The organism is Allobranchiibius huperziae (assembly GCF_013410455.1).
GTDB classification, from domain to species: Bacteria; Actinomycetota; Actinomycetes; order Actinomycetales; family Dermatophilaceae; genus Allobranchiibius; species Allobranchiibius huperziae.
Genome location: NZ_JACCFW010000001.1, coordinates 2,823,776 through 2,843,550, shown reverse-complemented (window position 1 = coordinate 2,843,550; position 19,775 = coordinate 2,823,776). Strand labels below are relative to the sequence as shown.

The following is a 19,775-nucleotide window of genomic DNA, read 5'->3' as shown; positions in this document are numbered from 1 at the left end:
GACAGGAGAAAACCAGTGATCCAGCAGGAGTCGCGACTTCGCGTCGCCGACAACACCGGTGCCAAGGAGATCTTGTGCATTCGGGTTCTCGGCGGCTCGGGCCGTCGCTACGCCGGCATCGGTGACACGATCGTGGCGACCGTCAAGGACGCCATCCCCGGTGGCAACGTCAAGAAGGGCGACGTCGTCAAGGCTGTCATCGTGCGCACCCGCAAGGAGCGCCGCCGGGCCGACGGCTCGTACATCCGATTCGACGAGAACGCAGCGGTGATCCTCAAGGGCGACGGTGACCCCCGGGGCACCCGCATCTTCGGCCCGGTGGGCCGCGAGCTGCGCGAGAAGCGCTTCATGAAGATCATCTCGCTGGCCCCGGAGGTGCTCTGAACCATGGCGTTGAAGAAGAAGGTGGCGGCTCCTACCAAGCCGACCATGAAGATCAAGAAGAACGACCTGGTCCAGGTCATCAGCGGCCGTTCGCAGAAGAACGGCGGTGACCGGGGCAAGCAGGGCAAGGTCATCGCGGTGTACCCCGAGAACGGTCGGGTGCTCGTCGAGGGCATCAACCGGGTGACCAAGCACGTGCGTGCGGGTCAGCCCGGTGGTGGCTCCGGCGGCATCGAGGTCGTCGAGGCGCCGATCCACGTGAGCAACGTGGCCGTGGTCGACCCCGAGACCGGCAAGCCCACCCGTATCCGGACCCGCGTCGAGCAGGTCGAGCGTGACGGGCGCACCAAGACCGTCCGTACCCGTGTCGCGGTGCGTTCCGGAAAGGACCTGTGATGACTGCTACTGCCACTCCGACCACGACGGCATCGGCATCGTCGACGCCCCGCATGAAGGCGCGCTACCACGCCGAGATCAAGGCCGCGCTGCGCGAGCAGTTCGACTTCGGCAACGTCATGCAGGTGCCCGGCGTCGTGAAGGTCGTCGTCAACATGGGTGTGGGCGACGCAGCCCGCGACTCCAAGCTGATCGACGGTGCCATCAAGGACCTCGCCGCGATCACCGGCCAGAAGCCGGCGGTCACTCAGGCCCGCAAGTCGATCGCGCAGTTCAAGCTGCGCGAGGGCATGCCGATCGGCGCGCACACCACGCTGCGCGGCGACCGCATGTGGGAGTTCCTGGACCGCCTCGTCTCGGTCGCGCTGCCGCGCATCCGTGACTTCCGTGGCCTGTCGCCCAAGCAGTTCGACGGCAACGGCAACTACACGTTCGGCCTCACCGAGCAGTCGGTCTTCCACGAGATCGACCAGGACCGCATCGACCGGGTCCGCGGGATGGACATCACGGTCGTGACGACCGCCAGCAACGACGACGAGGGCCGGGCGCTGTTGCGCGCACTGGGCTTCCCGTTCAAGGAGAACTGACCCGTGGCCAAGACCGCCCTAGTCAAGAAGTCCGAGCGCAAGCCGAAGTTCGCCGTCCGCGGCTACACCCGGTGCCAGCGCTGTGGCCGGCCGCACGCGGTGTACCGCAAGTTCGGCCTGTGCCGCATCTGCCTGCGTGAGATGGCACACCGTGGCGAGCTGCCCGGTGTGACCAAGAGCTCCTGGTGAGCTCGACGTACGTCGAACAACTTCCCGTCATGGGTCGCACCGATGCGAGCCAGGACATCACTACGAACTACACCGTAGGTCGGCCGCGGACATCCCGTGGCCCCGAAACCGCGGTGAGGAAGGGCAGAGCAGCCCAATGACCATGACCGATCCGATCGCGGACATGTTGACGCGGGTCAGGAACGCCAACTCGGCGCACCACGACTCCACGTCCATGCCGTTCTCGAAGTTGAAGTCCCACATCGCCGAGATCCTGCAGGCCGAGGGCTACATCGGTGGCTTCCGGGTGGAGGACGCCGAGGTGGGCAAGACCTTGATCATCGACCTGAAGTACGGCCCCAACCGGGAGCGCTCCATCGCGGGCGTCCGACGGGTGTCCAAGCCGGGTCTGCGTGTCTACGCCAAGTCCACGAACATGCCTCGCGTGCTCGGTGGCCTCGGCGTTGCGATCGTGTCCACGTCCTCCGGTCTGTTGACCGACCGGCAGGCAGCAAACAAGGGCGTTGGCGGGGAAGTCCTCGCCTACGTCTGGTGACCAGGAACTAAGGAGGAATCAACGATGTCTCGTATCGGACGTCTCCCCGTTCCGGTCCCGGCCGGAGTCGATGTGTCGATCGACGGTCGTACCGTCAACGTCAAGGGACCCAAGGGTCAGTTGGATCTGACGCTGCCCGAGCCGATCACGGTCGCCCAGGACGAGGGTGTGCTGCAGGTGTCGCGGCCCAACGACGAGCGTGAGTCCCGCGCCCGCCACGGCCTCACCCGCAGCCTCATCAACAACATGGTCGTCGGTGTCACCGAGGGCTACACGAAGAAGTTGGAGATCCACGGCACCGGTTACCGCGTGGTCGCGAAGGGTTCCAACCTGGAGTTCGCTCTGGGGTACAGCCACTCGATCACCGTGACCGCCCCCGAGGGCATCTCCTTCGCCGTCGAGAACCCCACCCGGTTCTCGGTCACCGGCATCGACAAGCAGCTCGTCGGCGAAGTGTCGGCGAACATCCGCAAGTTGCGCAAGCCCGACCCGTACAAGGCCAAGGGCGTTCGCTATGAAGGCGAGCGCATCCGCCGCAAGGTCGGAAAGGCTGGTAAGTAAGCCATGGCAAAGATCATCAAGCGCTCAACGAGCAAGCAGGCTGCCCGGGCACGTCGTCACTTCCGGTTGCGCAAGCGCATCTCGGGTACGACGCAGCGTCCCCGGCTGGTCGTCTCGCGCTCCTCGCGTCACGTGTTCGTCCAGGTCGTCGACGACACCGTCGGCAAGACCGTGGCGTCCGCCTCCACGATGGAAGCGGACCTGCGCATCTTCGACGGTGACAAGACCGCCAAGGCCAAGCAGGTTGGCCAGCTGGTCGCCGCCCGCGCCAAGGAAGCCGGCGTGGAATCCGTCGTCTTCGACCGCGGAGGCAACAAGTACGCCGGCCGCGTCGCAGCGATCGCCGACGGCGCCCGCGAGGGTGGCCTGACCCTGTGATGGCTGCCATGACCGAACTTGCAATCACGAAGGTGAGGAACCACTGATGCCTGGACCCCAGCGTCGAGGTGCCGGTGGCCCGAGTCAGGGCACCGGATCCGACAACAGCAACGCCGCAGCCGGCGGCAACGACCGTGGTGGTCGTGGCGGCGGGCGCGGCGGCAACGACCGCGGTGGCCGCGGTGGCCGTGGAGGTGACGACCGCAACCAGTACCTGGAGCGCGTGATCACCATCAACCGCGTGTCCAAGGTGGTCCAGGGTGGCCGCCGGTTCAGCTTCACCGCGCTCGTCGTGGTCGGAGACGGCCAGGGCAGCGTCGGCGTCGGCTACGGCAAGGCCAAAGAGGTCCCCTCGGCCATCGCCAAGGGCGTCGAGGAGGCCAAGAAGAGCTTCTTCCGCGTCCCGATGATCGGCGAGACCATCCCGCACCCCATCCAGGGTGAGGCGGCCGCCGGTGTCGTGCTGCTGAAGCCGGCTTCGCCCGGTACCGGTGTCATCGCCGGTGGTCCGGTGCGCGCCGTCCTGGAGTGCGCCGGTATCCACGACGTGCTGTCCAAGTCGCTCGGCTCGGACAACGCGATCAACATCGTGCACGCCACGGTGGCCGCGCTGAAGGGCCTGGAGCGGCCCGAGGCCGTGGCTGCCCGCCGCGGACTGCCGCTGGACCACGTGGCCCCGGCCCGTATGCAGCGCGCGATGGCGGAGGCTGCCGCGTCCCCGAAGGCAGGTGCGTGATGGCATCGCTGAAGGTGACGCAGATTCGTTCCGACATCGGTGGCAAGCCGCAGCACCGCGAGACCCTGCGATCGCTCGGTCTCAAGCGCATCGGCCACACCGTCGTCAAGGAGGACCGTCCCGAGTTCCGCGGGATGGTCCGCTCGGTCGCCCACCTGGTGACCGTCGAGGAGACTGACTGATGACTGAGAAGACGAACGCCGAGACCACCTCGGCGCCCATCAAGGAGCACGCGCTCAAGGTGCACCACCTGCGACCCGCTCCCGGTGCGAAGAAGGCCAAGACCCGCGTGGGTCGTGGTGAGGGTTCCAAGGGCAAGACCGCCGGTCGTGGCACCAAGGGCACCAGCGCCCGCTACCAGGTGTCCGCCGCGTTCGAGGGTGGTCAGACGCCGCTGCACATGCGTCTGCCGAAGATGCGGGGCTTCAAGAACCCCGCCAAGGTGACCTACCAGGTCGTGAACCTGGACAAGATCACCGCCCTCTTCCCCGAGGGTGGCGCTGTCGGCACCTCCGAGCTCGTCGCCAAGGGCGCGGTCCGCAAGGGCGTGCCGGTCAAGGTGCTCGGCACCGGCGAGATCGGTGTGTCGGTGCAGTTGACGGTCGACGCGTTCTCGCACTCCGCCAAAGAGAAGATCGAGGCCGCCGGCGGTTCCATCACCTCGGCGTGACCCGTGCAGGCCTGCCGCCCCGGCGGTAGGCCGACCGGCGTACGAACAAGGCCTGCGCCCCGGTAGCGTGGCACCCTCACGAGGGTCTCGCCGCCGGGGCGTCGGCATGCCAGGTATTGTCAGCTCATTGCCCACCCGCCTCGCACGTCGACCGGGACGGCGGACCGGATGCTGAAGCGCCCGGTCAGTCCGTAGAACAGGTCGTCACCTCACCGGAGGTCGGCCGCCCGTAGGAGGACCTGTTGCTCACCGCCGCCGCCCGTGCGTTCAAGACGCCGGACCTGCGCAAGAAGATCCTGTTCACCCTCCTGGTGATGGCGATCTTCCGGCTCGGATCGCACATCCCCACCCCCGGGATCAGCTTCAAGCTGATCCAGGCCTGCCAGAAGGGCGCCGGGTCCAACCAGAGCTTTCTCGGTCTGGCCAACCTCTTCTCCGGCGGCGCCCTGCTGCAGCTGTCGGTCTTCGCGCTCGGGATCATGCCCTACATCACGGCCAGCATCATCGTGCAGCTGCTGACGGTGGTGATCCCTCGCTTCGAGGAGCTGAAGAAGGAGGGGCAGTCCGGCCAGACGAAGATGACGCAGTACACGCGTTATCTGACGATCGGCCTGGCGCTCCTGCAGTCCGCGACCCTGGTCACCGCCGCGAAGGCGAACCCCTCGACGCTGCTCGGTGGCGACTCCAGCACCTGCCCGACGATCATGCCGAACCAGGGCGTCTTCTACCTGATCATTATGGTGCTGGTCCTGACCGCCGGCACCGGCCTGATCATGTGGCTCGGTGAGCAGATCACCGAGCGCGGCATCGGCAACGGCATGTCGCTGCTGATCCTGACCGCCGTCGCGGCCAGGGTGCCCGGTTCGGTGTGGGCCATCCACGACCAGGGCTGGGGCAAGTTCCTGCTGGTCGTCGTGATGGGCCTCGTCGTCACCGTCGCCGTGGTCTTCGTGGAGAACTCCCAGCGACGCATCCCGGTGCAGTACGCCAAGCGGATGGTGGGCCGGCGGATGTACGGCGGGATGTCGACGTACCTGCCGCTCAAGGTCAACATGGCCAACGTCATCCCGATCATCTTCGCGACCTCCCTGCTGTCCCTCCCGGTGCTGCTCGCCGGGTTCGCCCAACCGAGTGACCGCAGCAAGCCGGCGGCGGGCTGGGCGCAGTGGGTGCTGAACAACCTCAACCGCGGTGACCACTGGTCCTACATGCTGCTGTCGACGGTCCTCGTGGTGTTCTTCACCTTCTTCTACGTCTCGATCACCTACCAGCCCGAAGAGGTCGCGGACAACCTGAAGTCGGCGGGGTCGTTCATCCCCGGCGTGCGCGCGGGCAAGGCGACGGCGGACTACCTGAACTACGTGCTGACCCGCATCACCGTCGTGGGCGCGGTCTACCTGGGTGTCCTCGCCCTGATCCCGCTCATCGCTCTGGCGATGGTGGGTGCCAACTCCAACTTCCCGTTCGGCGGCGCCTCGATCCTGATCCTGGTGGGCGTCGGCCTGGAGACGGTGAAGCAGGTCGACTCCAAGCTGCAGCAGCATCACTACGAGGGATTTCTGCGGTCCGACGAGCCCGGTGCGAAGTCGAAGCCGAAGGCCACCAAGGCAGCCAAGAAGGAGCAGACGGCAGGAGGCCGGGTGTGAGGTTGATCATCCTGGGCCCCCCGGGGGCCGGCAAGGGCACGCAGGCGGAGCGGTTGTGCGCCACCCACGGGATCCCGCACGTGTCGACCGGTGACATCTTCCGGGCGAACATCAAGGACGAGACCCCGCTCGGCAAGCAGGTCAAGGACATCCTGGACGCTGGCGGCTACGTCACCGACGAGATCACCAACCAGATCGTCGCCGACCGGCTCGCGCAGCCCGACGCGGCCGACGGGTTCCTGCTCGACGGCTACCCGCGCACCATGGCCCAGGTGGACGCTCTCGACGCGCTCCTGGCCCGCGACGGCCACCACGTCGACGGCGTGCTGCGCCTGATGGTCGACGACGACGAGCTGGTCGCGCGCCTCACCGAGCGCGCGAAGACCTCCGGACGCGTCGACGACTCCGAGCAGGTCATCCGGGAACGTCAGGAGATCTACAACAAGGAGACCCACCCGCTCGCGCAGACCTACGCCGAGCGCGGTCTGCTGCACGAGCTGGACGGCATGGGTGAGGTCGACGAGGTGACCCGGCGTATCGACGAGACACTCGACCAGCTCGTCTCCCGCACGGCCTGACGCCGGACGGAACCGTGTGATGTTCGGCAGGGAACGACTGCCCGTCAAGACCGCCGACCAGCTGCACTCGATGCGCGCGGCGGGTCTGGTCGTCGGTCGGTGTCTGCAGATGGTGCGCGAACACGCCGTCGTGGGTACGACGACCGGTCGCCTGGACGACCTCGCGCACGCCTTCATCCGCGATGCCGGGGCGAAGCCGAGCTTCCTCGGCTATCAGGGCTTCCCGGCGACGTTGTGCATCTCGGTCAACGACGAGGTCGTGCACGGCATCCCGGGGGAGCGGGTGCTGGAGGACGGCGACCTCGTCTCGGTCGACTGCGGCGCCATCGTGGACGGCTGGCACGGTGACGCGGCCATCACCCTGCCCGTCGGCGGGTACGCCACCGCAGGAGACCGCGCGCTGACCCGCACCACCCGTGACGCGCTGTGGGCCGGCATCGCCGCGTTCCGGCCCGGGCGCGGTGTATACGAGCTCGGCCAGGTCATCGAGGAGCGGGTGGCCGCGGGGGCGGCGGCCTGGCAGGCGGACGGCCTGTCGGTCGACTTCGGCATCGTCGACGGCTACACCGGGCACGGCATTGGGCAGGAGATGCACATGGAGCCCACCGTCTTCAACGAACGGGTGCGTGCCTCCGGGCCGGTCATCCGCGAGGGGGCGACCGTCGCGATCGAGCCGATGGTCACTCTGGGCGGTCACGAGACCCACGAGTTGGAGGACGGCTGGACCGTCCGGACCGATGACGGGGCGCGGGCGGCCCATTGGGAGCACACGGTCGCGGCGACGCCGGGCGGATTGTGGGTGTTGACGGCGGTCGACGGCGGCGAGGCCGACCTCGCGGCGGCGGGCGCGACATACGCGCCCCTGCGCTGACGAAACCGGGGCATGACCTGCATCGTTGAGGCAGGATGACCGGTTGACGGGTCAATCGGACCGGGCGACGGGCCGCAGCGAGAAAAGTGGGCGATGAGCGACTTCGAGAACTTCTTCCCCCGCGAGCCGCAGACCCAGCAGGACGACGACGACGACTTCGAGTACCGCCGCGACCTTCGCGACGGCCACACCCCCGTGCTGCCGTTGCTGCTCGGCGGCCTGCTCGGGGCGGTCGCCTTCGCGATCGCGGGGTTCGCCGTGGGAACTGCCCGCAGCGGGGGTGGCACGTCCGCCGCCGCGAGCACGACCACCGCCTCCACCACCGTCACCACCACGGCCGCCCCCGTCACCACGACCGTCTCGAGCGTGTCGACGGCGGCGGGCCGTGAGCAGACCCGGGTCCTCACCACGACGCTGGCGGCCGCGCCGCGCACGGTCACGGTGACCGGCTCCGTCACCACCGTTCGAACACCCGGCACGACCGTGACCCGCACCGCGACCGCGAGTACCACCCCCACCGTGACCCGGACCGCGCCCGGCACCACCGTGACCCGCACCGCGACCACGACCGCGACCGTGACGGTCACGGCGCGGCCGACGCGGCCCCGGTGAGCCATCGGGGGCGCAACACCGGGACCGCGTGACCGGTGCGTCGTTCGGCGCGATTTGGGCGGGATCAGTGGGACAGGTAAGCTGATGTGTCGGTTCACGGGTGTGTTCCGCGCTACTTCGTGCCCAGGACGGGTTCGGCTTGCGCGACCACCTCTTCCTCGTCTCGATCTCACGGCTGGCCCTTGCGGCCCTCGTGCGGTGAGGACGCGGACCGGGGGGTCGCAGGCAGACTCGCGAATCGACATTCCAGGGACGTCCATCATGGGCGCACCCGTTCCGCAGGTGAGTTGGAGGACATGGCCAAGAAGGACGGTGTCATCGAGATCGAGGGCACGATCGTCGAAGCTCTCCCGAACGCGATGTTCCGGGTGGAGCTGAGTAACGGTCACAAGGTGTTGGCCCACATCTCAGGGAAGATGCGACAGCACTACATCCGGATCCTCCCCGAGGACCGGGTCGTGGTGGAGCTCAGCCCGTATGACCTGACCCGTGGCCGCATCGTCTTCCGGTATCGCTGACGGAGCAACTGCACGAACCCATCACTGCCCGATCCCGTTCGCGGGTGTCGGGCACCGACTTCGAAGACAAAAGGTGCGATGAAAGTCCAGCCGAGCGTCAAGAAGATCTGTGACAACTGCAAGGTGATCCGCCGTAACGGCCGGGTCATGGTGATCTGCGAGAACGCCCGCCACAAGCAGCGGCAGGGCTGACCCGCAGCCAACCGGCAGCGGTCGCGTTCTTCGCCTAGAACGCGCACGTCACAACTTCATACGACGACAGATATCAGTGCGACGACGTACGTCGTCGCTATTGCAGGTACCCGGCCCCGGTGAGCACCCCTCACCGGACGTCACCCCCGGCTCGGAGGCCGGGGACCCATCTCAGCCCTCTCCGGCTGGTCATGGGACCGGTACCCGCACCAGACCTCCGAAGACACACAGGAGAACCGCCAGATGGCACGCCTCATCGGTGTCGACCTGCCGCGCGAGAAGCGCGTCGAGGTCGCACTCACCTACATCTACGGCGTGGGTCGCACCCGCGCCACCCAGACGCTGGAAGCAACCGGCGTCAACCCGGACACCCGTGTCCGTGACCTCAGCGAGGAGGAGCTGGTTCAGCTCCGCGACCACCTCGAGGCGAGTTTCCGCCTCGAAGGTGACCTGCGCCGTGAGGTGGCCGCCGACATCCGCCGCAAGGTGGAGATCGGTTCCTACCAGGGCCTGCGTCACCGTCGCGGCCTGCCCGTGCACGGCCAGCGCACCAAGACCAACGCGCGTACCCGCAAGGGCCCCAAGCGCACCGTCGCCGGCCGCAAGAAGGCGAAGTAAGACCCCGCCGGGGTCCGTCCCTTCGCTCTTCCACCCTCGTTACTCGCTGAAGTCGAACCAGGAGATTCATACATATGCCTCCCAAGAGCCGCCCCGCGGCCGGCGCCAAGAAAGTGCGCCGCAAGGAGAAGAAGAACGTTGCGGCAGGCCACGCCTACGTCCGCAGCACCTTCAACAACACGATTGTCTCGATCACCGACCCCAACGGCGCCGTCATCGCATGGGCCTCGTCCGGTCAGGTCGGATTCAAGGGCTCCCGCAAGTCCACGCCGTACGCCGCGCAGATGGCCGCCGAGGCCGCCGCGCGTCGGGCGATGGAGCACGGCATGAAGAAGGTCGACGTCTTCGTCAAGGGCCCCGGCTCCGGTCGTGAGACCGCGATCCGCTCCCTGGCCGCCGCCGGCCTCGAGGTCGGCGCCATCCAGGACGTCACCCCTCAGCCGCACAACGGTGTCCGCCAGCCCAAGCGTCGTAGCTGAGCGCCGACCCGAGTCTTTCAAGGAGATCTGAATCATGGCCCGTTACACCGGCCCCATCACCAAGAAGTCGCGTCGCCTCAAGACCGACCTCGTCGGGGGTGACAAATCCTTCGAGATGCGCCCCTTCCCGCCCGGCCAGCACGGCCGCGGCCGGATCCAGGAGAACGAGTACCTCCTGCAGCTGCAGGAGAAGCAGAAGGCTCGCTTCACCTACGGCATCATGGAGAAGCAGTTCGTCCGCTACTACAAGGAAGCCGTCCGCCGTCAGGGCCGGACCGGTGAGGTGCTCCTCACCATCCTGGAGTCGCGGCTGGACAACGTGGTCTACCGCGCCGGCCTCGCCCGCACCCGTCGGGCGTCGCGTCAGCTGGTCAGCCACGGCCACTTCCAGGTCAACGGCAAGAACGTCGACATCCCGTCCTACCGGGTGGAGCAGTACGACATCATCACCGTCCGCGAGAAGTCCCGCGAGATCTTCCCGATCCAGCTGGCTCGCGAGACCTTCGGTGAGCGCCCGGTCCCGGCCTGGCTGCACGTCGTGCCCGGCACGCTGCAGATCCTGGTGCACTCGCTGCCGACCCGCGCGCAGATCGACAGCGTGCTGACCGAGCAGCTGATCGTGGAGCTCTACTCCAAGAACTGATCCCTCTTCGGTTGTCAGCGGATTCCTGGCGGATACGCCTCGAATCCGCTGACAACCGGTGAAGGTCGCTGCAGAACGCGCGTGAGTGGACCGAAGCTCACGCGCTGCGTACACGAGGCGTCAAATAGCGGTCGCCCGTGGGAAGGAAAGAAACAGTGCTCATCGCACAGCGCCCCACCCTGAGCGAGGAAGTCGTCGCCGACAACCGCTCACGGTTCGTCATCGAGCCGCTGGAGCCCGGCTTCGGCTACACGCTCGGCAACTCCCTGCGCCGGACCCTGCTGTCCAGCATCCCCGGTGCTTCCGTCACCAGCCTGCGCATCGATGGTGTGCAGCACGAATTCACCACGATCCCCGGTGTCAAGGAAGACGTCACCGAGATCATCCTCAACATCAAGAGCCTGGTGGTGTCCTCCGAGCAGGACGAGCCTGTGGTCATGTACCTGCGCAAGCAGGGCCCCGGCGCCGTCACGGCCGCGGACATCGCGCCGCCCGCCGGTGTCGAGGTGCACAACCCCGACCTGCAGATCGCGACGCTGAACGACTCCGGCAAGGTCGAGATGGAGCTGACGGTCGAGCGTGGCCGCGGTTACGTCTCCGCCCAGCAGAACAAGTCCGCCGACCAGGAGATCGGCCGTATCCCGGTCGACTCCATCTACTCCCCGGTGCTGTCCGTGACCTACAAGGTCGAGGCCACCCGTGTGGAGCAGCGCACCGACTTCGACAAGCTGATCGTGGACGTCGAGACCAAGAACTCGATGGCCCCCCGTGACGCGATGGCCTCGGCCGGTAAGACGCTGGTCGAGCTCTTCGGTCTGGCCCGCGAGCTCAACGTCGAGGCCGAAGGCATCGACATGGGCCCCTCGCCGACGGACGCCGTTCTTGCGGCTCACCTGTCGATGCCGATCGAGGACCTGGACCTCACCGTCCGCTCCTACAACTGCCTCAAGCGCGAGGGCATCCACACCGTGGGTGAGCTCGTCGGACGCAGCGAGGCCGACCTGCTCGACATCCGCAACTTCGGTGCCAAGTCGATCGACGAGGTCAAGGAGAAGCTGGTCGAGATGGGTCTGCAGCTCAAGGACAGCCCTCCCGGGTTCGACGCGAGCGCCATCGCCGACCGGTACGACGACGATGAGGATGCACCCGAGACCGACGTCAGTTTTGCCGAGGACGAGCAGTACTGAGCCGCTTTGAATCCGCTGCCACCGCAGCGTGATTCGTAGACCAAGGAGATTCAATGCCTACCCCTACCAAGGGCCCCCGCGTCGGCGGCGGTCCTGCGCACGAGCGGCTCATCCTGGCCAACCTGGCCACGGCGTTGTTCGAGCACGACCGGATCACCACCACCGAGGCCAAGGCCAAGCGGTTGCGTCCGCTGGCCGAGCGCCTGGTCACCTTCGCCAAGCGCGGTGACCTGCACGCCCGTCGCCGGGTGCTGACGGTGGTGCGCGACAAGGGCGTCGTACACCGTCTCTTCACCGAGATCGCGCCCGACATGGCCGAGCGCAGCGGCGGTTACACCCGGATCACCAAGATCGCGCCGCGCAAGGGCGACAACGCCCCGATGGCCGTGATCGAGCTGGTCCGCGAGACCGTCAACGCCAAGCCCAAGCGCGCCGTCGTCGCCGAGGCAGAGGGCGCCACCCGGCGTTCAGCTGCCGACAAGGCTGACGACTCCGCGAAGACCGCCGAGGGCAAGTACGGCGCCGACTCGGCCGCCCCCCTGGACGGCGGCGCGTCGCCCGACCCCGAGAAGTTCGTGGTCAAGGGCAACGAGGACTCCATGAAGTACCACGTCGAGGGTTCGCGTTGGTTCGAGTCGACGGTGGCCGAGGTCTGGTTCACCACGCCCGAGGCAGCAGCTGCGGCCGGTTTCGAGCCGGCCGGCGGCGAGGCCGCACAGGCCGGTGCGCCGGAAGAGGCGTCCGACGCCTCGTCCGAATCCGACGACTGACCCAGGACACCCTGGTCGAAGGGCCGTCACCCCGATGGGGTGGCGGCCCTTCGCCGTCCCCGGACATGGCGACCCGGCGCTGCCGCGGGGCGGCCGGCGGGATGCGAGGCTGGGGGCGGCACAACTTCGCCCCTAGGAGGAATCGATGACCGATCCCAGCGACGTCGGCACGACCCCTGAACATGAGCAGGATGCTCCCGCAGGCACCACCGAAGCGGACGACAAGAGCGCGCAGACGGCCTCGGCCGGGGCGACCGCGGCTGACGCGGAGTCCGCTTCGGATGACCCGGAGGCGACCAACGGCTGAGCGTTCTCCAGCCAGATCAGGGTCGTGGCGCGCCCTCTACGGCGCGCTGCGACCCTGTCGTCGTTCCCCGGGAGCCGGCGTCGCGGCCGAAGGCCCGGGCGAGCGGGACGATGCCGAGGATCAGCACCATCGGGAGGGCGAATCCGTAGCGCAGCGAATCCTTCCCGACCGCTCCGGTCATCACCGACCCCAGCACCGCACCTAGATAGTTGAACTGGTTGAAGCGCGCGATGACCGCGTCGACCCGTGCGCGCTCGGCCGCGGGGTCGAGCCCGGACCCTTCGTGGGCGATGGACGCCGCCGCGGAGAAGCTCAGGGGCGCGACCACCGCGACACCGACGCCGAGGACCACGAAGCCGCCCATCGCGACGTACGAGGACGGCGCGAGGACGACGATCGCGAGTCCCACCGCGCCGAGGCAGGCGCCCACCCGCAGCAGCGGCGTGGCCCCGAAGCGCGCCGCCAGGCGATCACCTGACCCACGACCGATCAGGGACGCCACGAGGTAGGGCAGCGTGGCGACCGCGACGAGTCCTCCCGGGGCACCGAACGTGCGGTCCAGGTAGGTGGGCCCCCACGTGGTGACCGCCGTGTCGACCATGTAGAAGAGCACCAGGGCCGCGCCGACCACGAGGATGCGACGCCACGGCACCTCGACGCCCGCGGGTCCCAGGTCCGTCGGCGGCTCCGCCTCGAAGGGTCCGCTCGCCCGCAGGTACGGCAGGAAGATGGCGGCCAGGGGCAGGAGAGCGAGGACGAGCGCGGCGACCCCCAGGGACACGTGGGTCAACGCCAGCGCCAGCAGGGTGCCGAGGATGCCGCCAAGGGTCCATGCGGCGTGGAAGGTCGGCATGATCGGGCGACCCACCGCGTGCTCGAGTGTCACTCCCTGCATGTTCGTCGTGGCGTCGACCATGCCGAGAGCCCAGCCGTAGAGCGCCATCCCGATCGCGAGCAGCCACAGCCGATGACTGAACCCGACGACCGGCAGCGCGAGGAGCATGAGGGTGAAACCGACGCGTAGCGCGGTGGCGCTTCCCCGCCGGGGTGCCAGTTGCTCGGCGGTGAGGGAGCCGGCCCCGGCGGCGGCCACCAGGGCCAGCAGCAGTGCCGAGAACTCGCCCGGTCCGATGTGGAACCGGTGCTGGATCGCCGGGAGCCTGGTGCTGAGCGCGATGAAGACCAGGCCCTGGGTGGCGAACCCGCCGGCCACCGCGACCCGGCGTCGGGTGAAGTCTGCGGGTGGGGGCACCAGCGCATGGTGGCACGTCCGCGGCGTACGACGGGGTCCGTTGGCCGATGTGACCTGACGCGCCGCCGGATACCCTCTACGCGTGCGGCTGCGGATGGACTTCGGGTACGACGGCAGCGACTTCTCGGGGTGGGCTGCACAACCCGGTCTGCGGACCGTCGAGGAGACACTGGCGCAGGCGTGGGGGACGATCCTGCGCCAGGACGCACCCCGTCTGACCGTCGCGGGGCGCACCGATGCCGGAGTGCACGCGCGAGGCGCCGTCTGCCACCTCGACCTGGACGACGCGTCGTACGAGGGGTTGCCCGCTCGCTCACCACGGACGCCGGCCGATGCCGCCGTGCGTCGCCTGAACGGGGTGCTGCCGCGCGACGTGGTCGTCCGCCGGGTGCAGCGGGCGCCGGAGGGCTTCGACGCGCGCTTCTCGGCCACCAGCCGTCGCTACAGCTATCGGATCTGCGATGACCCGGCGACCCTCGACCCGGTGCGGCGCCGCGACACCGTCCTGGTCAAGCACCCCGTCGACGTGGGTCTGATGGACGCCGCGGCGCAGAACCTGGTGGGCCTGAACGACTTCGCGGCGTTCTGCAAACGGCGGGAGGGTGCGACCACGGTGCGCACCCTGTTGGACTACCGCTGGGTGCGCGAGGAGGACGGCACGGTGGCGGCCACCGTGCTCGCCGACGCCTTCTGCCACTCGATGGTGCGGTCGCTGGTGGGTGTCGTGCTGCCGGTCGGCGAAGGGCGCCGGGAGGTGCAGTGGCCGACTCAGGTGCTGCGCGAGCGCGGTCGCCACCCGGCGGTGACGGTCATGCCACCGCACGGACTGTGCCTCGAAGAGGTCACCTACCCGCCCGACGACGAACTGGCGGCGCGGGCCGCGCAGTCCCGCAGGACGCGCGACCCGATCTGAGCTGCAGGCTCAGTCGGTGCTCCAGGACACGGGGCGCAGCCGCAGCCGGAGTCGGTCACCGGGGCGCAGTTGAGCGAGCCGGTCGGTGTCGCGATCGGTCACCACGGCCACTACGGGGTACCCGCCGGTCGTGGGGTGGTCGGCCAGGAAGATCACCGGAGCACCGGACGGCGGCACCTGGACCGCGCCGCGGACGACGCCCTCGCTGCTCAGCTGTTCGTCGCTGCGCAGGCTGAGCGTGGCGCCGTCGAGGCGGATGCCCACCCGGTCGAGCTGCGGGCTGACGGTCCAGACGCCCTCGGCCAACTGCCGGGCCGCGCGCCCGGTCAGCCGGTCCTGACGCGGTCCCCATGTGGCGCGAACCTCGATGGGGGCGCCCGCCGTGTCGACACCGGCGACCGCGAGGCCTGCGGTGGGTTCATCGGACGCGGTCCCGATCGAAAGACGGTCGCCGGGCGCGAGGGGCGGGGTGCCGAGCCCGGAGGTCGGGTCGGCGGCGACGCTGCCGAAGTGCCGGGTGCCGCCGAGGCCGCCGCGCACGCAGAGGTAGGTCCGCATCCCGTGCTCCGGGGTCGAGAGCGTGAGCCGCTGGCCTCGGCGTACGGCGAACGGGGCGCCGAAGGGCGCCGGCTCGTCATCGAGCGTGGCGGCGACCGGTGCGCCCGTGAGGGCGAGCAGCACGGGGGAGTCGGCGCGGCAGGCGAAGCCGCCGAGCAGCACCTCGATGCCCGCGGCGCCCGCGGGGTTGCCGAGGAGCCGATTGCCCTGCGCCAGCGAGGCGCGGTCGGCAGCGCCGGAGGCGGGGACGCCGAGGTGCGCGACCCCCGGCCTGCCGAGATCCTCGACCAGCGCCTGCGGCCCGACGGCCAGCACCTCGAGCTCAGCCACGGGCAGGCACCTCGACGAAGCGCACCACGGTGCCGGCGGTCAGCCGGGCGGCAGGCGTGGCGTCCGGGTCGAAGAGCACCTGTCCGGTGTGCCCGATGAGCTGCCACCCGCCGGGTGAGGGCGATGGATAGACACCGGAGTAGTCGCCGGCCAGTGCGACCGCGCCCCGAGGGATGCGGGTGCGCGGCGACTCCCGGCGGGGCACGTGCAGGCCGCCGCTGTCACCGATCAGGTAGCCGAACCCGGGCTTGAAACCGACGAATTCGACGTGCCAGCGCTGCTGCGTGTGCCGTCGTACGACCTCGTCCGGCGTGATGCCGAGATGGTCGGCGACATCGCGCAGATCGGCGCCGTCGTAGGTCACCTCCACGACGAGCTCCTCCGGCGCCCCGGTCGGCCGTGCGGGCGGGTCGGACAGTGTCAGGGCGCGCAGCCAGTCGGCGACCGACGGCACCTGCGCGGGTGTCACGACCACGACGAGCACCGTGAGATGCGCCGGGACGTATGAGGCGACGGCGGCCGGGCGCGACGAGCGCAACCAGTCGTGCAGCGCGTCCCGCTCCTCGGTGGAGTCCAGCTCGACCAGGATGGCCGACTCCCCGCACGGCAGCAGTCGCATCGCCCGACCCTCAGTCCAGGAACGAGGCGATCCGCACCCCGGCTGTCGAGAGGGCTGAGCGCACCGCCCGTGCCATGGCGACGGCACCCGGCGAATCGCCGTGCAGGCACACCGAGTCCGGGGTCACTTCCACGTCCGACCCGTCGATGGAACGCACCCGCCCGGTGACGACCATCGCCACCACACGCTCGGCGACCGCTTCCGCGTCGTTGAGCACGGCGCCGGGACGGCGGCGGTCGACCAGGACGCCGTCGGCGGTGTACGCGCGGTCGGCGAACGCCTCGGCGACGGCCCGCAGACCGGACTCACGTGCCGCGGCCAGCACCGCGGATCCCGGGAGCCCGAGGATCGGCAGGCTCTCGTCGACCGCGCGGACGGCAGCCACGACCGCGGCGGCCTGCTCCTCGTGGTGCACGATCGTGTTGTAGAGCGCGCCGTGCGGCTTGACATATGCCACCCGGGTGCCCTGAGTGCGGGCGATCCCGTCGAGCGCCCCGATCTGATAGACGACGTCCGCGAAGAGATCCTGCGGTGACACGTCGATGAAGCGGCGCCCGAATCCGGCCAGGTCGCGATAGCCGACCTGGGCGCCCACCCGTACGCCGCCCGCAGCCGCGGCCTGGCAGGTGCGCACGAGCGTGGCCGGGTCGCCGGCGTGGAAACCGCAGGCCACGTTCGCGGAGGTGACCAGCTCCAGCAGGGCGTCGTCGTCGCCGAGCTGCCACCGACCGAAGCTCTCACCCAGGTCGGCGTTCAGGTCGATGGTGGCGCTCACCGGGCCATTCTCACCCGGGCGGCGACCAGGGCTTGACGAAGTCGTTGGCCGGGCGCCCCTCGGACGCGGCCGCGAGCGATGCTCCGTCGGCTCCGTCGATCTGCTCCCGGATGATGTCGGCGTGCCCGGCGTGCCGGGCCAGCTCCTCGATGTGGTGCAGCAGGTAGAACCGCTCCTTCGTGGGGGTGTCCTCCAGCACGCCGTCCCAGGGCGCCGGCGGCTCGATGGATGTGGCATCGGGATCGGCGGAGCGCACGCTGGCCAGGTAGGCCTCGGCAGCGGCGTCGAACCGCTGCAGCGCAGCCTCCAGGGTGTCGTCCTCGGCCAGGGCGAAGCTGCCGGCGAATCTGGCGAAACCCTCCGGTGTGAGCTCCGTCGTGCGAGTGCCTTCCGCATCGCGCCGCAACCTGCCCTCCATCACGTAGATCGCATGCGTGATCAGACCTCCGATGGAAAGGGTGCTGCGACAGGGCGTCTCGCGCGCCTGCGCCTCGGTCAGCCCGTACGCCGCGTTGCGGATGGCGCCGATCTGCGCGCCCAGGAAGAGCGCGACGTCCTCGTTCTCGGTGTGTACTCCCGGTGCCGGCATGATCGGTCCTCTCTCGCTTACTCCTGCCAGATCTCTCCCGTGCATCGACGATAGGAGCGGCCACCGACATCCGGCGGAGAAAACGAAATGACGCATCATGCGTCGACAGGGAGAATCGACGCCTGTGGGCCACGTGGACGTGAACGGCATCGGATATCACCTGCCCGACGGCAGGCCGCTGCTCGGCGACGTGAGCCTGCGGGTGGGTGAGGGCGCGAAGGTCGCACTGGTCGGGCCCAACGGCACCGGGAAGACCACGCTGCTGCGGATCATCTCGGGGGAGATCCAGGCCGACTCCGGTGCCGTCACCCGCACCGGGGGACTCGGCGTCATGCGCCAGTTCATCGGCAAGGTGGGCCGCGACGGCACGAGTGCCACCGTGCGGGATCTGCTGGTCGGCGTCGCCCCGCAGCTCGTGGCGCAGGCGGCGCGGGCGGTGGACGCCGCCGAGCTGGCCATGATGGAGCGCGACGACGAACCCACCCAGATGGCCTACGCCCAGGCGCTCGTCGACTGGGGTGAGGTGGGCGGCTACGAGGCCGAGATCCTCTGGGACGTCTGCACGGTCGCGGCCCTCGGGGTGCCCTACGACAAGGCGCAGTGGCGCGATGTCGCCACCCTGTCTGGCGGTGAGCAGAAGCGGCTGGTGCTGGAGGCGCTGCTGCGCGGGCCGCAGGAGGTGCTGCTGCTCGACGAGCCGGACAACTACCTCGACGTGCCCACCAAGCGCTGGCTCGAGAGCGCGCTGAACGAGTCGCCCAAGACGGTGCTCTTCGTCAGCCACGACCGGGAGCTGCTCGACCAGGTGGCCACGCGCGTCGCGACCTTGGAGCCCACCGGCGCAGGGTCGATCGCCTGGATGCACCCGGGACGGTTCGCGTCGTACGCGCAGGCACGTATAGACCGCAACAACAGGCTGGAGGAGCTGCGCAAGCGCTGGGACGAGGAGCAGGCGAAGCTCAAGGCCCTCGTGCTGATGTACAAGCAGAAGGCCGCCTACAACTCCGACATGGCGGCGCGCTACCAGGCCGCGCAGACCCGGTTGCGCCGCTTCGAGGAGGCGGGCCCGCCGGAGGTCACCCCGAACGAGCAGAAGGTCACGATGCGCCTCACCGGCGGCCGGACCGCCAAGCGCGCGGTGATCTGCGAGCGCCTCGAGCTCGCTGCGGGCGGCACGTCGTCGCCGAGCGAGATCCTGATGCGACCCTTCGATCTGGAGATCTGGTACGGCGAGCGCGTGGCCGTTCTCGGGTCGAACGGGTCGGGCAAGTCGCACTTCCTGCGGCTGCTCGCAGCCGGGGGCAGCGACCCCGACCTGGAGCACCAGCCCGTCGGCGACGTGCAGCCGGATCCCGTGCTGCACCAGGGCATCGCGCGCCTGGGCTCCCGGGTGCGGCCGGGGTGGTTCGCGCAGACCCATCAGCACCCGGCGCTGCTGCGACGCACGCTGCTGGAGATCCTGCACCGCGGCGACGAGCACCGCGACGGGATGGCTCGCGAGCAGGCGTCGCGGGCGTTGGACCGCTACGAGTTGGCGCGCTCCGCGGAGCAGACCTTCGACTCGTTGTCCGGCGGCCAGCAGGCGCGGTTCCAGATCCTGCTGCTGGAGCTGTCGGGCGCGACGTTGCTGCTCTTGGACGAACCCACCGACAACCTCGACCTGCACTCGGCCGAGGCGCTGGAGGAGGGGCTCGCGGCGTTCCAGGGCACCGTCGTGGCGGTCACGCACGACCGGTGGTTCACCCGCGGTTTCGACCGCTTCCTGGTCTTCGGTCAGGAAGGCGACGTCTACGAGTCGGACGAGCCGGTGTGGGACGAACGCCGGGTACGTCGCGCCCGCTGAGCGAGCAGGGTCGCGGCGCGCCCCATCGAGCGCGCCGCG

The 19,775-nt window shown here is 69.1% G+C and carries 29 protein-coding genes; 24 read left to right on the top strand and 5 right to left on the bottom strand.

Annotated elements, in window-relative coordinates; translation table 11 throughout:
- The first annotated feature begins 15 nt into the window (after window positions 1-15).
- From rplN to HNR15_RS13280, 22 genes are all read left to right on the top strand, one after another.
- The gene (rplN, locus tag HNR15_RS13385) at window positions 16-384 is read left to right on the top strand and encodes a 50S ribosomal protein L14 (RefSeq protein ID WP_145229687.1); all 369 of its coding nucleotides are present in this window, start codon (window positions 16-18) and stop codon (window positions 382-384) included.
- 3 nt (window positions 385-387) lie between these two features.
- Window positions 388-780 (top strand): 50S ribosomal protein L24, encoded by a 393-nt coding sequence (rplX, locus tag HNR15_RS13380; protein WP_243758099.1) that lies wholly within the window; start codon window positions 388-390, stop codon window positions 778-780.
- Window positions 780-1,367, top strand: coding sequence for a 50S ribosomal protein L5 (gene rplE / locus HNR15_RS13375; RefSeq protein WP_179482568.1), 588 nt, complete (start codon window positions 780-782; stop codon window positions 1,365-1,367). The genes rplX and rplE overlap by 1 nt, the downstream gene beginning before the upstream one ends.
- 3 nt (window positions 1,368-1,370) lie before the next feature.
- Window positions 1,371-1,556, top strand: a complete 186-nt coding sequence (locus HNR15_RS13370; protein WP_179482566.1) for a type Z 30S ribosomal protein S14 — start codon at window positions 1,371-1,373, stop codon at window positions 1,554-1,556.
- A 136-nt stretch (window positions 1,557-1,692) separates the two neighbouring features.
- Entirely contained in the window at window positions 1,693-2,091 is a 399-nt protein-coding gene (gene rpsH, locus HNR15_RS13365; RefSeq protein WP_179482564.1) for a 30S ribosomal protein S8, read from the top strand.
- A 24-nt stretch (window positions 2,092-2,115) separates the two neighbouring features.
- Window positions 2,116-2,652: a 50S ribosomal protein L6 gene (gene rplF, locus HNR15_RS13360; RefSeq protein WP_179482562.1), complete on the top strand. Its 537-nt coding sequence runs from the start codon at window positions 2,116-2,118 to the stop codon at window positions 2,650-2,652.
- 3 nt (window positions 2,653-2,655) lie between these two features.
- A complete protein-coding gene (rplR, locus tag HNR15_RS13355; protein WP_179482560.1) occupies window positions 2,656-3,030 on the top strand; it encodes a 50S ribosomal protein L18 in 375 nt (124 codons plus the stop codon).
- Between the two features lie 46 nt (window positions 3,031-3,076).
- A complete protein-coding gene (gene rpsE / locus HNR15_RS13350; RefSeq protein WP_179482558.1) occupies window positions 3,077-3,766 on the top strand; it encodes a 30S ribosomal protein S5 in 690 nt (229 codons plus the stop codon).
- A complete protein-coding gene (rpmD, locus tag HNR15_RS13345; RefSeq protein WP_179482556.1) occupies window positions 3,766-3,948 on the top strand; it encodes a 50S ribosomal protein L30 in 183 nt (60 codons plus the stop codon). The genes rpsE and rpmD overlap by 1 nt, the downstream gene beginning before the upstream one ends.
- The gene (rplO, locus tag HNR15_RS13340; protein ID WP_179482554.1) at window positions 3,948-4,436 is read left to right on the top strand and encodes a 50S ribosomal protein L15; all 489 of its coding nucleotides are present in this window, start codon (window positions 3,948-3,950) and stop codon (window positions 4,434-4,436) included. Before rpmD ends, rplO begins: the two co-directional genes overlap by 1 nt.
- A 242-nt stretch (window positions 4,437-4,678) precedes the next feature.
- The gene (secY, locus tag HNR15_RS13335) at window positions 4,679-6,082 is read left to right on the top strand and encodes a preprotein translocase subunit SecY (protein WP_179482552.1); all 1,404 of its coding nucleotides are present in this window, start codon (window positions 4,679-4,681) and stop codon (window positions 6,080-6,082) included.
- Window positions 6,079-6,660, top strand: a complete 582-nt coding sequence (locus tag HNR15_RS13330) for an adenylate kinase (protein WP_179482550.1) — start codon at window positions 6,079-6,081, stop codon at window positions 6,658-6,660. The genes secY and HNR15_RS13330 overlap by 4 nt, the downstream gene beginning before the upstream one ends.
- Before the next feature lie 19 nt (window positions 6,661-6,679).
- Window positions 6,680-7,531, top strand: coding sequence for a type I methionyl aminopeptidase (map, locus tag HNR15_RS13325; protein ID WP_179482548.1), 852 nt, complete (start codon window positions 6,680-6,682; stop codon window positions 7,529-7,531).
- A gap of 93 nt (window positions 7,532-7,624) precedes the next feature.
- Window positions 7,625-8,143: a hypothetical protein gene (locus HNR15_RS13320; RefSeq protein ID WP_179482546.1), complete on the top strand. Its 519-nt coding sequence runs from the start codon at window positions 7,625-7,627 to the stop codon at window positions 8,141-8,143.
- Between the two features lie 296 nt (window positions 8,144-8,439).
- Window positions 8,440-8,661 (top strand): translation initiation factor IF-1, encoded by a 222-nt coding sequence (gene infA / locus HNR15_RS13315; protein WP_013493543.1) that lies wholly within the window; start codon window positions 8,440-8,442, stop codon window positions 8,659-8,661.
- A gap of 78 nt (window positions 8,662-8,739) precedes the next feature.
- The gene (rpmJ, locus tag HNR15_RS13310) at window positions 8,740-8,853 is read left to right on the top strand and encodes a 50S ribosomal protein L36 (RefSeq protein ID WP_179482544.1); all 114 of its coding nucleotides are present in this window, start codon (window positions 8,740-8,742) and stop codon (window positions 8,851-8,853) included.
- A gap of 243 nt (window positions 8,854-9,096) precedes the next feature.
- Entirely contained in the window at window positions 9,097-9,471 is a 375-nt protein-coding gene (gene rpsM / locus HNR15_RS13305; RefSeq protein WP_179482543.1) for a 30S ribosomal protein S13, read from the top strand.
- Window positions 9,472-9,545: 74 nt separating this feature from the next.
- A complete protein-coding gene (rpsK, locus tag HNR15_RS13300) occupies window positions 9,546-9,950 on the top strand; it encodes a 30S ribosomal protein S11 (protein ID WP_179482542.1) in 405 nt (134 codons plus the stop codon).
- A gap of 34 nt (window positions 9,951-9,984) precedes the next feature.
- Window positions 9,985-10,593: a 30S ribosomal protein S4 gene (rpsD, locus tag HNR15_RS13295; protein WP_179482541.1), complete on the top strand. Its 609-nt coding sequence runs from the start codon at window positions 9,985-9,987 to the stop codon at window positions 10,591-10,593.
- A gap of 155 nt (window positions 10,594-10,748) precedes the next feature.
- Window positions 10,749-11,780: a DNA-directed RNA polymerase subunit alpha gene (locus HNR15_RS13290; protein WP_179482540.1), complete on the top strand. Its 1,032-nt coding sequence runs from the start codon at window positions 10,749-10,751 to the stop codon at window positions 11,778-11,780.
- Between the two features lie 53 nt (window positions 11,781-11,833).
- On the top strand, window positions 11,834-12,550 hold the full coding sequence (rplQ, locus tag HNR15_RS13285) for a 50S ribosomal protein L17, sunset domain variant (protein ID WP_179482539.1): 717 nt from the start codon (window positions 11,834-11,836) through the stop codon (window positions 12,548-12,550).
- Between the two features lie 145 nt (window positions 12,551-12,695).
- A complete protein-coding gene (locus HNR15_RS13280) occupies window positions 12,696-12,857 on the top strand; it encodes a hypothetical protein (RefSeq protein WP_179482537.1) in 162 nt (53 codons plus the stop codon).
- 16 nt (window positions 12,858-12,873) lie between these two features.
- Here the strand turns inward: HNR15_RS13280 and HNR15_RS13275 are convergent, their stop codons facing one another.
- A complete protein-coding gene (locus HNR15_RS13275; RefSeq protein ID WP_179482535.1) occupies window positions 12,874-14,109 on the bottom strand; it encodes an MFS transporter in 1,236 nt (411 codons plus the stop codon).
- A gap of 82 nt (window positions 14,110-14,191) precedes the next feature.
- Here HNR15_RS13275 and truA point away from each other — a divergent pair, with 82 nt between their 5' ends.
- Window positions 14,192-15,022, top strand: a complete 831-nt coding sequence (gene truA, locus HNR15_RS13270; protein WP_179482533.1) for a tRNA pseudouridine(38-40) synthase TruA — start codon at window positions 14,192-14,194, stop codon at window positions 15,020-15,022.
- A 9-nt stretch (window positions 15,023-15,031) separates the two neighbouring features.
- Here truA and HNR15_RS13265 read toward each other — a convergent pair whose 3' ends face one another.
- From HNR15_RS13265 to HNR15_RS13250, 4 genes are read right to left on the bottom strand one after another with little or no spacing between them, the layout of a single operon-like run.
- The gene (locus HNR15_RS13265; RefSeq protein WP_179482531.1) at window positions 15,032-15,910 is read right to left on the bottom strand and encodes a 5-oxoprolinase/urea amidolyase family protein; all 879 of its coding nucleotides are present in this window, start codon (window positions 15,908-15,910) and stop codon (window positions 15,032-15,034) included.
- On the bottom strand, window positions 15,903-16,529 hold the full coding sequence (locus HNR15_RS13260) for a 5-oxoprolinase subunit B family protein (protein WP_179482529.1): 627 nt from the start codon (window positions 16,527-16,529) through the stop codon (window positions 15,903-15,905). The genes HNR15_RS13265 and HNR15_RS13260 overlap by 8 nt, the downstream gene beginning before the upstream one ends.
- 10 nt (window positions 16,530-16,539) lie before the next feature.
- Window positions 16,540-17,304 carry a 5-oxoprolinase subunit PxpA gene (locus tag HNR15_RS13255; protein WP_179482527.1) on the bottom strand — a complete coding sequence of 255 codons (765 nt, stop codon included), beginning with the start codon at window positions 17,302-17,304 and terminating at the stop codon, window positions 16,540-16,542.
- A gap of 10 nt (window positions 17,305-17,314) precedes the next feature.
- The gene (locus HNR15_RS13250) at window positions 17,315-17,893 is read right to left on the bottom strand and encodes a mycothiol transferase (protein WP_179482525.1); all 579 of its coding nucleotides are present in this window, start codon (window positions 17,891-17,893) and stop codon (window positions 17,315-17,317) included.
- 124 nt (window positions 17,894-18,017) lie between these two features.
- Here HNR15_RS13250 and HNR15_RS13245 point away from each other — a divergent pair, with 124 nt between their 5' ends.
- Window positions 18,018-19,736 carry an ATP-binding cassette domain-containing protein gene (locus HNR15_RS13245; protein WP_179483773.1) on the top strand — a complete coding sequence of 573 codons (1,719 nt, stop codon included), beginning with the start codon at window positions 18,018-18,020 and terminating at the stop codon, window positions 19,734-19,736.
- Window positions 19,737-19,775 lie beyond the last annotated feature (39 nt).